The organism is Pyxidicoccus sp. M6 (genome assembly GCF_055568925.1).
In genome coordinates this window covers 442,473-454,838 of the sequence record NZ_CM145714.1, presented here as the reverse complement: position 1 = coordinate 454,838, position 12,366 = coordinate 442,473, and the positions used below count along the sequence as shown (strand labels likewise).

Below are 12,366 nucleotides of genomic sequence, written 5' to 3'. Positions count from 1 at the left end.
CCCGGGCTCACCGGGCTCAGATGTCGTCGTTCGTGTTGCGGATGCGTGCCTGGGGCCCATCACGCCTCACCAGGAGGAGGGGACGGGCGACGAGGCCATTTACCGTGCTCCGTGCTTCGACAGCCACCGGGAAGCCCCGGCCCGCGCCCGGAAGGAGGGAGGAGCACGCCCTCCTCCCGGAAGCGGGAGTGCGGCGACTACTGGATGGCGTAGGTCTGCACCGCCTTGCCGGAGAACGGGGCACCGTTGAGGGTAATCGTCCCGTCGGCACCGACCGCGCCCGTGGCGCAGCGCGCGCCGGAGGACTGGCCCTTGAAGAAGATCTCCAGCTTCAGTTGCTTGTGGTCCGCCGAGAAGCCGCCGCGACCTTCCTGCACGAGGCCACCCGGGTAGTTGAACGTCACGTCGAAGCAGCTGCCGTCGGTCGCGATGTTCTCCATGACCACGGAGGTGGAGTTGAAGGCCAGCGGGTTCTTCGCCAGGTCATGGTTGCAGGTGCCGCCCGGCTGACCCACGCCCGGCGAGTTCTCCACGGTGCCCGGGATGCTGTTCACCGAGAAGGTGCCGGCGGCCACCGTCATGGTGACGCTCTTGTAGCACTGCGTGGCGTTACCGTAGTCGATGTCCTCGTTGTAGCCGTTGGGGTGGCTGGGGATGTTGGCCCCGCTCATCACCAGCGTCTTGCCGTCGAGGAAGGCGAGGATGTTGGCCTGGGTGTCCAGCTTGGGGGTGTTGTCGGGCGGGTTGGTGGTCTCGTCATCGTCACCACAGCCCACCACGAGGCCCAGCGTGCACACCATCACCGCGGACAGCAGCTTCTTCTTCATGGGGTTGCTCCTATTTCCCCGGCGGGACTCGCCGGGATGACACGACACCTGGCAGGCGAGGGCCGTCGGCACGGGGGACCTCGCGAGAATTCGCGGCTGCTTCAGCGGGCTTCGCGGTCCGCGACGATGGCCGCCTCGCGCAGCTCGCGCTTGAGAATCTTCCCCGCCGCGGAAATCGGCAGGCGCTCCACCACATCCACCCGCTTCGGCACCTTGAAGCGTGCCACGCGGCCGCGCAGGTGCTCCAGCAGCGCCTCCGAGGAAGCCTGCTCGCCTGGCTTCAGCACCACGAAGGCCCGGCCGACTTCGCCCCACTTCGCGTCGGGCACGCCCACCACCGCGCACTGGTGCACGGCGGGGTGCTCGTAGAGGGCGGACTCCAGCTCCAGCGGGTACACGTTCTCTCCGCCGGAGATGAACATGTCCTTCTTGCGACCGGCGATGAAAAAGAAGCCGTCCGCGTCCCTGCGAGCGAGGTCACCCGTGTGCAGCCAGCCGTCCGCGTCGATGGCCTCGCGCGTGGCGGCCTCGTCCTCGAAGTAGCCCGAGCACATGGACGGGCCCTTGAGCAGCAGCTCGCCCACCTCACCCGCCGGCACCTCGCGGCCGTCGTCGTCCACGAGCTTCGCGGCGATGAAGTAGTTGGGCCGGCCGATGGAGCCCGCCTTGGACACGGCGAACTCGGGCCCCATGCTGAAGAGGCCGGGGCCGAACTCCGTCATGCCGAAGCCCTGCTTGAAGGGCACCGGGTGCACGGCCTGCCACGCCTGGATGAGGGGCACCGGCAGCGCCGCGCCGCCGCTCGTCATGAAGCGCACGGTGGAGAAGCTGGTGGACTTGAAGCGCGGCGACTCCTGGAGCTGCTGGTACTGCGTGGGCACCGCGAAGAAGAGCGTCACCTTCTCGCGCGGAATCAGGTCCAGCAGCGCCTCCGGGTCCCACCGGCGCATGATGACCACGGTGCCGCCCACGGTGAGCAGCGGCACCGTGTACACGAGCAGCCCGCCCGTGTGGAACATGGGCGTGTGCGTCACCGTGACGTCGCCGGGGACCACCTCGTGCACCAGCGTGTTGAGCGTGTTCCACGCCACCATGCGGTAGCTGATGCGCGCGCCCTTCGAGCGGCCCGTGGTGCCGCCGGTGAAGAGCAGGCAGAGGATGTCCTCCTCCGCCACCGCGTCGTTCCTCACTGGAGTCGCGGGCACGTGCGCCAGCGCCGTCGCATACGCGTCCGCGCCGGGCAGCCCCTGCGACTCCAGCGCCACGAGGCGCAACCCGTCACCGATGCGCTCGCGCACCTGGGCCACGCCGTCGCGGAAGTCGTCACCGAAGAGGAGCACGCGCGGACGGATGGAGCTGACCAGGTCCGTCAGCTCGGCGGCGTGCAGGCGCCAGTTGTAGGGGACGAAGACGGCGCCAATCTTCCCGCAGGCGAACAGCGCGTCGAGGTACTCCACGCCGTTGTGGGCCACGAGCCCCACGCGCTCTCCGGGCTTCACGCCGGCCACGTCGCGCAGCCAGCCGCCCAGCGCCTCGGCGCGTGCATTGAGGGCGCGGTACGTGAAGCGGCCCGCGTCCCCCTTCGCGGTGTCCACCACGGCCACATGCTCGGGCCAGTAGAGGGCACCCCGGCCCATCCAATCTCCGATGAACATGCGCGTCCCCTCCCCTGTCATGCGGCTCAGGCGGTCCAGCGATAGAGGGCGGAGGCCATGGCGAGGCCGCCGCCGCTGGCACAGAAGGCCACCAAATCGCCACGCCGCACCTTGCCCTGCACCACCGCGTCGTCGAGCGTCATCGGGATGCAGGCCGAGCCCGTGTAGCCCCACTTGTCCATGGTGTAGTGGGCCTTCTCCATGGGCTGGTTGAGCGCCTTCATGGTGGCCTCAATCGTGCGCAGGTTGAGCTGGGTGAAGACGAAGAGCTTCACGTCGTCCAGCGTCTGGTTCTGCCGCTTGAGGAGCTGGTCCAGCAGCATGGGCCAGCGCTCGGTGTTGAAGGTCGCGGGGAACTTGCGGACGAACTGCACCGAGGGCTTGCCGTTGGTGAGCAGGAGCGTCTCGGGGGTGGCGGGACGGTGCGTGCCGCCGGTGTAGATGCCGAGCGCGTCGTGGTACTCGCCGTTGGCCAGCAGCTTCGCGCCCATGAAGCCGGGCTTGTCGCCCGCGCCCAGCACCACCGCGCCCGCGCCGTCCGCGAACAGGGTGCAGGTCTTCTTGTCCTTCCAATTCACATAGCGCGTCATGCCGTACGCGCCGACCACGAGGATGCGGCGGTAGCTGTCATCCGCGGCGATGGTCTTCGAGCCCACGTCGAGCGCCGTCACCCACCCGGCGCACGCGCAGTTGAGGTCGTACGTGCCGGCGTTGGGCGCGCCCAGCTTGGCCTGCACCACGGACGCGGTGGCCGGGCTGAGGTAGTCCGGCGTGTCGGTGGCGACGATGATGAGGTCCAGCTCCTCCGGCTTCGTGCCGGAGCGCTCCAGCGCCTGCCGGGCCGCGGCGACGCACAGGTCGCTCGTGGCCTGGTCGTCCGCCATGACGTGGCGTTCCTTGATGCCCACGTTCTGTTGCAGCCACTCGTCCACCTTCTCGCCGAGGATGTTCTCGATGTCGGCGTTGGTGAGGACCTTCTCGGGGACGTAGCGGCCGGTGGACAGAATCTGGGCGTATCGCATGGCGGGTGTTCTTCAGCTCCGGGCGCCGCGCGCCGGACGGCGCGTGGGGCGCAGGGTGTTCTTCTTGGGTTTCTTCGAGGCGGCCGCCGCCTTCAGCGTGTTGCGCGCGGCGGGAGCACGGGTGTCGATGCCGTGCTGGATGAGGCTCATCGCGGTGTCGAGCACGCGCTCCATGCCCGGGTCCTCTTCCCACAGCACCCAACGCATGCCGAGGAAGTCACCGATGCCCATGAGGCAGTAGGCGAGCGCCTCCGGGTCCATGCGGCGCACCTCGCCCTCCTCCATGGCGCGGGTGAGGCCGCTGACGTAGCCCTTTGCGAAGCGGTCGTAGTAGCGGCGGTAGCAGGCGGCGTCGACGAACTCGGCCTGGCGCACCACGCGGTAGAGGTTGGGGTGCTGGCGGACGAACTCGAAGAAGGTGCGCAGGCCCTCGCGCTCGACGTCGACGCGGGTCTCGCAGGAGGCGGTGGACTCGCCGATGAGGCGGCGCAGGCGCGTGCCGAGCTCGTCCACGACTTCGACGAAGATGGACTGCTTGTCCGGGAAGTAGACGTAGAAGGTGCCCAGCGCGACGCCGCCCTTGCGGGTGATGTCGGCGATGGAGGCACGCTCATAACCCTTCTCTCCGAAGACCGACTCCGCGGCCTTCAGCAGCTTCGCGCGCGTCCGTTGCCCCCTGGGCGTCACCGGCCCGGCGCGGTCTGGAGAAGTTGAAGGGCGATTCATGTTTCACCTAGCGGTAGCACCCGGTTGATGGGCTTGTCAAAGCGCGGAACATGGCTCCGCGCGTCATGGAGAAGGCGCGACGCAGAGCGTCACCTGTCCCCTGAAGATTGGGAGGCTCAGCCTATCGCGAATGCGGCGGCGGCGTGCTCTCGCAGGGGTGAGAAGGACTGCAGCGCGTCCGGCCGCCAGGCGCCAAGAGTCCGGGGCAGACGCTTGAGGCGCTCACGCTCGGTGCGCTCCTTCGTCGCGCGGAGGGTGACGTCGAGGGCGGACTCCAGGGCGCGCTGGGGTGTGAGGCGCGGGGCGCGCGCGAGGACCTCGGGGGTGAGCGCGAGGAGCCACTGCTCCTGGGCGTAGGCGGCGTGACGGAGGAAGGCCTGCTGCCGCACGGGGAGGAGGCCGGGCACCTCGGTGGCGAGGGACCCGGGTGCGGCGCGGATGAAGCGCGTGTCCGCGAGCAGGCGTTCTCCGGTGACGCGCGCGATGTGCATGGGCGGTGGGCCCTGGGTCAGGAAGCGCGGGTCCACGGGTCCGTCCTGACAGCACACCAGTGCGTCGGCGAGTGTGGGAAAGGACCACAGGACGATGCCGGCGGACTTGCGGTGCTCCTCGGCGAGGCGCAGGCCGCGCACCTCGTGGACGGTGAGTCTTCCCGCGCGCTCCAGCTCGCGCCGCAGCTCCACCAGGGCGGGAGCCTGGAGGCCCGTCACCGCCGTGGACGGGAGGGCTTCGGGGAGCAGCAGGAAGTGTTCCTCCATGGGGTCATGCTGCGGGGGCGCGGGCCCGCCATGCCAGTGCCACGGTGAGGTTGTCCGTGGCTGATCGGCGCCAAGAGTGAAGCGCGGTTCCGTGCCAGGGGGGAGGTGGGAAAACCTCGCCGCATCATTCCGATTGCAGTCGTGAGCTCGTAACGTGGTCCCACTCCTCCCAGGTTCACGGGTGCTCCATGTCGCTCCATCTCCGTCAGGCCGGCGCCGTCCTGCTGATGTTGCTGACCGCATGCAGTGGGGTTCCGCGTGTCGTGCGCGTCACAGCAGAAGGTGACTGGGAGGCGGGGCCGGGTGCGGCACGGTACGGGCTGGGCGTCATCGCTCCGCGCACGGTGCCCGGCGAACCGGTGGAAGTGGACGAGGACGACTTCACCGAGACAGTGGCGAGACTGGCGCGTGAGGCACGGCCCGTCTCGCGACCACGCGAGGAAGCGCAGCGGTTGTTCGCGGAGGCGCGCGAGGCCGTGGCGAGACAGAACGGCGAGCGCGTCATCCGCCTGGCGCCGGTGGACGTGAGTGCCTCCGCGTCGCGAGCCGAAGCGGAGCTGACGCGCGAGTACCTGCGCTGGTGCGAGCGGACGCAGGGCGGCGGTGACTGCCTGCGCCTGCTGGTGGACGGGCCCACCGTGCGCGGTGATGACCGGTATGCCCTGGCGCTGGCCATTTCACTGGGCTCTGTGCTGGAAGAGACGACGGAGGCCCTCAAGGGGATGGTGCAGCCGTCCGCAGTGCTTTCGATGTTGGTTTGGACAGCCGCCCTCTACCTCACGTTGTGGGCACTACCCGACCCGCTGTCTAAAAGCGTCGCGGCGGTGATGACCGTGGCGCTCCTGGCGTGGCTGGGCGTGGACACGGTGTGGAGCCTGATGCGTGGCTGGGTCCAACTTGTGGAGGACTCCAACCGGGCCACCACGTTCGATGAGCTGAGCGAGGCTGGAGAGAAGTTCGGCCGGGTGATGGGCGAGAACACCGCGCGCGTGCTGGTGATGGTGGCCACGGCGGTCCTGGCAGGCTCGGTGCCGAAGCTGGCGAAGAAGCTGCCTGCACTGCCCGGCTTCCAGCAGGCGGCAGGACAGGCGGAGGCACAGGGAGGAATCCGGCTCGCGCAAGTCGCCGAGGTGGAGTCGGTGGCGGCCTCGTCCGAGGGCACCTTCTCCGTGATGATGAAGAGCCCGGGGAGCGCGGCGGCCGCGGAGTCAGAGGCCGCGGTTACGAGCATCATCCGGCACCAGGGCGGAAACCGGCAGGTCATCACCAACAACGGGCAGCGCTGGCATGTGCCCGCGAACAAGCCACTGAAGGACATTCCAGCGACAGACCCGATGGGAGACCAACTCCAGGCAGCAGCGGCCCGCGCGGCTCAGCGCTGGAGTTCACGCGGGCCGAGGCCGCAAGAACAAGAAGCCATCCGGCAAGCGGCGTCCCGTGGTGACCACTGGCTTGCACGACTGCTCGAGCGCCAGGCCCGAGGGAGGTTCGTGGAAAAGCAACTCCGTGACGAGTTCAAGAACCTCCAGTGGAATCCCAAGGGAGTCGATGCGATTGACCCCGCCACAGGCTGCAGATACGAGATTCTCTCTGGGACGGACTCGAACCTGGCCTTGCATGGCGTGCGCATGGCGAGCTTCTTCTTCCGGATGATCACCTTCTGAGGACTGTGCCTCTCAACGCTCCATGATTCAGTTCAGCGACCGCGAAATCACAGGTGAACGGCTGGAGCTCGATAGCAAGACCGAACTCTATTACCTGGGTCATCATCTGACCTTGAAGAACTGCACTCTCATCCTGAAAGTGCCCGCGAGAGCGCTGGTGGTCAGCAAGACACGGCTCATCGACTGCACGATTGACGCGAAGAAGGAACTGAAGGGTTTCTCCTGGGACCATGCCCATCTGAAAGGCTGCCGATTCACAGGGGCCTTGAGCGGCTGTGACTTCGGCCGATGGCCCGATGAAGAAGCCGACCAGATTGGCGGCATCGAAGACTGCGACTTCAGGGAGGCCCGGCTGGAGGCATGCCGCTTTCTCCAGTGTGACGCCCGCACCCTGAAGTTTCCCTCGTGGCCCTGCTTCACCGTCCTCGACCCGGTGGTCCGCAAGCACGAGCTTCTCTCCATCCAGTGGCCTGGCACCGTGCGCATCACCGTGGAGTCCTTCGTGGAAGGCCCACCGGAGACCGCCGCCGTGACGTACTTCGCTCCCGCCGTGGCAAAGCGCACCGGCACCACTCCGGAGGCCATCCGCGCCGTCCTCGACACCCTCTCCGGCGTGATTCTCTGAGACCGCCCTCCGGACGCCGGGCCGACGCCAGGACGCCCTGGCTTCTCCCCAAAGCCCATCTTGTGATAGGGCGTCAGGCTTATTAACCCAGGAGGTTAGTCGACTTGATGAACCGGACGAAGGCGGTAGCTCCTTCCGGAGCGCGCGTCGGCAGGGGCGCCACCGCCCTTCGGCACCTGTCCCTGCGCTGCACCGGAGTCCCCGTCCAATGCGTGGGTCCCGTCCAGGTCCAGGACGGCGCTCTCAAGGTGGACCCCAAGTAGCGCGAACGCCACGGGTGGCCATCACCGCATCCAGCGAGGACCCAGATGACAGACACACGGAAGGCGGGCAGGCGCAGCGTGCTCGAAAAGGGAGTGGAGCAGTTGAGCCGGGACCTGTCCCAATCGGGCTTCTCGGCAGGCGCCGTGGAGTTCCGCTGCGTGCGCCTCCTGGAGGAGCGCGACAACGGTGAGCAGGTGCTGCTCTTCGAGCGGAGCTTGCGCCACGGGCTCTCCGGCCTCGTCGTCATCAAGCGTCTGCGGAATCCGGAGTCCTTCCCGATGCGGCAACGCCTGAAGGAAGAGGTGTCACTGGCGTTCCGCCTCCACCATCCCGCGGTCGCCCAGGTCCATCACTTCCGTGTCATCAACGGGGCTCCCCACGTCATCATGGAATACGTGGGCGGGCCTTCGCTCGATGCACTCATCACGGTGGCGGTGATGCGCAACCAGCCCCTGCCTCCCGCGTTCGTCCTTTACGTCGCCGCCGAGGTCGCGGATGCGCTCCACCATGCCCACACGCTCACGGACCCGGGCGAGGGTGGCAGGCCCCTGGGCATCATCCACCGCGACGTGAGCCCCCGGAACATCCGGGTGGAGCGAACGACGGGACAGGTGAAGTTGACGGACTTCGGGGCGGCGTACTCGAAACGGGTGGGCCGGGAGGAGACGCCCGAGCGGCTCCTCAAGGGAGACCTCATGTACGCCTCCCCCGAGTACCTGCTCGGCGCGCCCATGGATGCGCGCTCGGACCTCTTCTCCCTCGGGCTCGTGCTGCTGGAGGCACTGACGAATCGGCACCTCTTCGGCTTCTGGCTCGGCCAGGAAGGTCCACCCGGAGATGCCGCCGTGTCGAACGCGCGAGCGGACGAGGAGCCTGACGTGCCTCTCGGACAGATGCTGTCCCTGATGAAGCGCTACACGCAGGACGACGTGGAGCGCGCCACGGCGACGCTCCCGGAGGCACTTCGGGCCGTGCTGCACCGGGCCCTCCAGCGAGAACCCTCGCGGAGACAGGCTTCAGCGGAGGAGCTGGGCCGCGAGCTGCGGGGCCGGCTCCATGAGCTCCGGCCGGGCTATGGGCGCGCGGAAGCCGCCGCGGACATGGCCCGCGTCATCTCTGACGCCAGCGCCATGCGGGACATTGGCGAGCCCCTGGAGGGCGCGCTCTACCCCGCGGGCCTCGATGAACACGAGCTGATGCCGGACACGGTGATGAAGCCCCGGTAGCGGCTCGTTTCAGCGCAGGAGGACCTTCGCCATGTGGATGAGCGCCTCGCGCTGGGGCTCATCCAGCTTGCGCGCCAGTCCCATCAGGTGATGCAGCGACGGTGGGGAATCCTCGGCGGGCTTGTCGCCGTCCTTGCCCTTGCTCGAAGAGCGGCTGAACCCGAGCAAGACCTCCGGCGAGGTCTTGAGCGTTTCGCAGAGCCGGACGAGCGTCGGGACGCTGGGGAGCATCCGCCCGCGCTCGAGCCGGTTGTAGACGACGGGAGAGAGGTCCATCAGCGCGGCCACTTCGACCTGGGTGAGCCCCAACCGCTCCCGGGCGGCGCGCGCGGCCTTTCCGATGACTGCTGCCAGCTTCTCGTTCATGGGCGGGAAGGCGGAGCTGGAAGGTGCCTCCGCCGCGTCGGCAGTGTACCATCGGGTTGACTCCATGGCATAACCTGCGGGGTCAATGCCCGGGCAGGGCGCCCCCGTTCGGCCTCGAGCGCCCACAGCACCGGGGGCGTGCCCGGACATCGTTCCCCGGCGGCTCCATGCATCCGCGCGACAGAGTCCAGTCACTGGAGCCCGCAATCGGCGACGACGTGGGCGGCTACGTCCTGAAGGCGCTGCTCGGACAGGGCGGCTTCGGCACGGTGTACCTCGCCGAGCGAGGCGGGCAGCACTACGCGCTGAAGCTGCTGCCCCTGGTGGGCCTGGGCGACTGGGGCGAGCGGGAGCTGCTCATGCTGGCGCGCGTGAAGCACCCCAACGTCGTGCGGCTGCTGGGCTACTGGCAATGGCCGGACCGGGCGCCCCGCTTCCTCGTCGTCATCATGGAGTACGTGGAGGGACGGCGGCTGGACGTCTGGGCGGAGACGGAGAACCCGTCCGCGCACGAGGTGTTGCTGCGTGTCCTGGGCGTGGCGCGGGCGCTGCGGGCCCTGCACGAGGGGAAGGCGATCCACCGCGACGTGAAGGAAGCCAACGTCCTCGTGCGCGAGGCGGACGGCGAGGCGGTGCTCGTGGACCTGGGCGTGGGCACTCACGAGGACACGTCCCGCGTCACGGGTGGCTCACTGCCTCCGGGCACGCGCGCCTACCTGAGCCCGGAGGCCTGGCGCTTCCACCGCGCGCATAGGGAGGACCCCGCCGCGCACTACCGCTCCACGCCCGCCGACGACATCTACGCACTGGGGATGGTGCTGTACTGGCTGCTGACGGGCACGAAGCCCTTTCACATGGTGGAGGGAGCTGACGGAACGATGGTTCGCTCCGGGCCGCTCGAAAGCGCCCGTGCTCGCAACGGCCGCGTGCCCGAAGAGTTGAGCACGCTGTGCATGCGCCTCCTGGAGGAAGCCCCGGAGCACCGGCCGGATGCCGCGTCGCTGGTGGCGGAGTTGGAGGAACTGCGGACGCGGGACCTGCCGGAATGGCACGCGCCCCTGTGCGACTTCCATGACGTGCATAACGTCACCACCCGGCCCGGTCCGGACGCGGACGAGGAAGCGGGCTGGTTCAACGCGGTCCGGGAGGACTTCCGGCCAAGGAGAGGGAGGCGCTGGCCACGGCCCGGGGAGACTGGGGGCACATCACCCGCTTCGGAGTCGGCACCTGCGCGCTTCAATGAAGAGCCGGCATCAGCGTCCGGCAAGTCCGGCACTGGGGAGGAGGCGCATCTTCCAGCGAGCACCGTTGCCCTGGAGCCGCGCGATTCCGAGTCGGCCCGCTCGCCGTGGCGTGCCGCCGCACTGGGGATGTTGTTCGCGATGTTGTGCGCGGCCCTGATCTCCACGTCCCTCAGTGGCTGGGGTGTACGTTCTTTCGCGAAGGAGGGAGACGGTCCGGCTCCCGGCTGGAAAGTGGCGCCACCGGGACCGCCGCCGGAAAGTAACGGAGCCGCAGTTCCGCACGGCGCGGTCCCCACCCCTGCGGCCACCGCCACTCCGGCGATGCCTCCCGAGGAACCGGCCCCCGTGAAGACGCAGACCCCCGCTGGCAAGGCCCAGCAACTCACGTCGCCCGTCAGAGGGCGGGGAAGCGCGGGCAAGACGCTCCAGGCAGCGGCTGCGGCCTGCGCGTTGCTCGGCTGCCCGGGAGCCCAGGTGCGCGAGCGGCCACCTCCCGAGCCATGTCCGCCCGGCGCGTTGGAGACCATGGAGCAGCTCGACATTGATGTGGGGGACAAGGTGGATTGGAGCTTCGGCGGCGGGGGGAACCGGGTCCTCACCGTGCGCGAAGGCTGGACCTCGGTCGAAATCATCGGGGCGAACTTCGGAGACATCCCCAATGGCTCCATGGTCTCCGGGCGGCTCGTCCTCGGAGACCGCGTCTACGGCAGGATGACCCAGGTACGGCTCAGGAATACCGGCCGGGTCGTGCCCGTCTGCATGGAGTTGCTGGACACGAGCGGAAACAGGGGACTCGAGCTCGAGCCTGGTAGCGCCCCCTCCAACATCCGCGTCTTCTCCGTGGGCTTTATCAGTGCGGTGCGCAGCTTCGAATAGGGCCCGTCCACGGCTGTGCGAGGCCCCGTGCCGGGCATGGTAGAGGCAACGTGGCAGGTATCGTTCCCACGCCCCATCTTCCAAGGTCCTGCTTCATGCCCGCCGCTCCCCTTGCGTTGTTGCTCCCAGTCCTGCTGACCGGACCTGCCTCCGCGCAGCCAGGTCTCACGCCCTGTCCGGCGGGTGTTCAGCACGTGGAGCTTCCCGCGACGGCCACGGAGGAGCCCACCAGTGTCTGCATCAGCCCGGGCCAGACCACCATCATCAACTTCGACAAGGCGCTCGCCCCGGACTCCCTGGCGCTCGAAGGCAAGGACCGCTTCACGCAGGCGGAGCCCGGGCCGAGCAACCTCAAGCTGGTGCCCTCCGAGAAGCTGGCGGCGGGCGAGCGCTTGCGGCTGACGGTGCGATTCCAGGATGCCGCTGCACCGACGAGCGCGGCACTGCTGCTGGTCGTCCACCCCGTCCAGGCTACGCCGCTGGTGGATGTACATCGGCAAACCCGCCCCGTGGAATCCTTCCGCCAGGAGCTGGGCGCACGGAACGAGCAGCTCCGCCAATGCCAGCAGGAGAACGCGCGACTCCGCGCCGAGTCCACCAGTCCCAGAGGGCTCGCGGGGCTTCACGCCTTGGGTCTCCTCGACGAAAGGGCGTTCGGGTTCAGGGACAACAGCAAGAGCGCGAGGGCATCCCCGTCGAGCGCCCTGCTGCTGGAAGGAGCCACGGCGAGCTTCCGCGCCGGCGGGCACGTGGCCGTGAAGCTGTTGTTGAGGAATCCCCCAAACGCGGCGCCGTGGACGGCCCAGGACGCGAAGATGGTGCTGGAGGACAGGAAGGGCATGGAGCTCAAGGTGCTGGAGGTGTGGCCCCGGGAGCCCATTCCTCCAGGCGACACGCTCAAGGTGGTCGTGGAGGCGGAAGCTGGGGACCTGAACGTCCAAGGCCCTTTCACCCTCCGGTTGTGGGAGGCCGAGGGCGGCAGGACGGCCATCATCCAGGGCGTGATGCTGCCGTAGATAGCGGCTCAGGACTGGAAGGCGGCCGAGTCACTCCACCGGTCCACGGGAAAGAAGCACGACTCATGCTGCACAGGCTGCGCATGGCGGGAATGCA

11 protein-coding genes are annotated in these 12,366 nt (G+C 68.4%); 5 read left to right on the top strand and 6 right to left on the bottom strand.

Features of this window, described 5'->3' with window-relative positions; all coding sequences use genetic code 11:
• Positions 1-197 precede the first annotated feature (197 nt).
• The 5 genes from ACVTJA_RS01805 to ACVTJA_RS01785 form a co-directional block, all read right to left on the bottom strand.
• Positions 198-827 (bottom strand): hypothetical protein, encoded by a 630-nt coding sequence (locus ACVTJA_RS01805; protein ID WP_465833242.1) that lies wholly within the window; start codon positions 825-827, stop codon positions 198-200.
• Positions 828-928: 101 nt separating this feature from the next.
• The gene (locus tag ACVTJA_RS01800) at positions 929-2,482 is read right to left on the bottom strand and encodes an acyl-CoA synthetase (RefSeq protein WP_465833241.1); all 1,554 of its coding nucleotides are present in this window, start codon (positions 2,480-2,482) and stop codon (positions 929-931) included.
• Positions 2,483-2,508: 26 nt separating this feature from the next.
• Entirely contained in the window at positions 2,509-3,504 is a 996-nt protein-coding gene (locus tag ACVTJA_RS01795) for a 3-oxoacyl-ACP synthase III family protein (RefSeq protein WP_465833239.1), read from the bottom strand.
• Positions 3,505-3,516: 12 nt separating this feature from the next.
• Complete coding sequence (locus tag ACVTJA_RS01790) at positions 3,517-4,230, bottom strand: TetR/AcrR family transcriptional regulator (RefSeq protein WP_465833237.1); 714 nt, start codon at positions 4,228-4,230, stop codon at positions 3,517-3,519.
• Between the two features lie 116 nt (positions 4,231-4,346).
• A complete protein-coding gene (locus tag ACVTJA_RS01785; protein ID WP_465833235.1) occupies positions 4,347-4,988 on the bottom strand; it encodes a hypothetical protein in 642 nt (213 codons plus the stop codon).
• A gap of 188 nt (positions 4,989-5,176) precedes the next feature.
• Here ACVTJA_RS01785 and sitA5 point away from each other — a divergent pair, with 188 nt between their 5' ends.
• The 3 genes from sitA5 (at position 5,177) to ACVTJA_RS01770 (ending at position 8,767) form a co-directional block, all read left to right on the top strand.
• A complete protein-coding gene (gene sitA5, locus ACVTJA_RS01780; protein WP_465833233.1) occupies positions 5,177-6,652 on the top strand; it encodes a SitA5 family polymorphic toxin in 1,476 nt (491 codons plus the stop codon).
• Positions 6,653-6,674: 22 nt separating this feature from the next.
• Positions 6,675-7,277 (top strand): pentapeptide repeat-containing protein, encoded by a 603-nt coding sequence (locus ACVTJA_RS01775; RefSeq protein WP_465833232.1) that lies wholly within the window; start codon positions 6,675-6,677, stop codon positions 7,275-7,277.
• A 308-nt stretch (positions 7,278-7,585) separates the two neighbouring features.
• Positions 7,586-8,767, top strand: coding sequence for a serine/threonine-protein kinase (locus ACVTJA_RS01770; protein WP_465833230.1), 1,182 nt, complete (start codon positions 7,586-7,588; stop codon positions 8,765-8,767).
• Between the two features lie 9 nt (positions 8,768-8,776).
• Here the strand turns inward: ACVTJA_RS01770 and ACVTJA_RS01765 are convergent, their stop codons facing one another.
• Positions 8,777-9,199, bottom strand: coding sequence for a helix-turn-helix domain-containing protein (locus ACVTJA_RS01765; RefSeq protein WP_465833228.1), 423 nt, complete (start codon positions 9,197-9,199; stop codon positions 8,777-8,779).
• 101 nt (positions 9,200-9,300) lie between these two features.
• On the opposite strand from ACVTJA_RS01765, the gene ACVTJA_RS01760 reads away from it, so the two are divergent.
• Positions 9,301-11,253, top strand: a complete 1,953-nt coding sequence (locus ACVTJA_RS01760; RefSeq protein ID WP_465833227.1) for a serine/threonine protein kinase — start codon at positions 9,301-9,303, stop codon at positions 11,251-11,253.
• 95 nt (positions 11,254-11,348) lie between these two features.
• Complete coding sequence (locus ACVTJA_RS01755) at positions 11,349-12,269, top strand: DUF2381 family protein (protein WP_465833225.1); 921 nt, start codon at positions 11,349-11,351, stop codon at positions 12,267-12,269.
• The last annotated feature ends 97 nt before the right edge of the window (positions 12,270-12,366 follow it).

Coding starts and splice junctions, on each gene's coding strand:
- ACVTJA_RS01785 (WP_465833235.1), bottom strand. CDS start 4,988: ATGGAGGAACACTTCCTGCTGCTCCCCGAAGCCCTCCCGTCCACGGCG.
- ACVTJA_RS01760 (WP_465833227.1), top strand. CDS start 9,301: ATGCATCCGCGCGACAGAGTCCAGTCACTGGAGCCCGCAATCGGCGAC.
- ACVTJA_RS01800 (WP_465833241.1), bottom strand. CDS start 2,482: ATGTTCATCGGAGATTGGATGGGCCGGGGTGCCCTCTACTGGCCCGAG.
- ACVTJA_RS01775 (WP_465833232.1), top strand. CDS start 6,675: ATGATTCAGTTCAGCGACCGCGAAATCACAGGTGAACGGCTGGAGCTC.
- ACVTJA_RS01795 (WP_465833239.1), bottom strand. CDS start 3,504: ATGCGATACGCCCAGATTCTGTCCACCGGCCGCTACGTCCCCGAGAAG.
- ACVTJA_RS01790 (WP_465833237.1), bottom strand. CDS start 4,230: ATGAATCGCCCTTCAACTTCTCCAGACCGCGCCGGGCCGGTGACGCCC.
- ACVTJA_RS01770 (WP_465833230.1), top strand. CDS start 7,586: ATGACAGACACACGGAAGGCGGGCAGGCGCAGCGTGCTCGAAAAGGGA.
- ACVTJA_RS01765 (WP_465833228.1), bottom strand. CDS start 9,199: ATGGAGTCAACCCGATGGTACACTGCCGACGCGGCGGAGGCACCTTCC.
- ACVTJA_RS01755 (WP_465833225.1), top strand. CDS start 11,349: ATGCCCGCCGCTCCCCTTGCGTTGTTGCTCCCAGTCCTGCTGACCGGA.
- sitA5 (WP_465833233.1), top strand. CDS start 5,177: ATGTCGCTCCATCTCCGTCAGGCCGGCGCCGTCCTGCTGATGTTGCTG.
- ACVTJA_RS01805 (WP_465833242.1), bottom strand. CDS start 827: ATGAAGAAGAAGCTGCTGTCCGCGGTGATGGTGTGCACGCTGGGCCTC.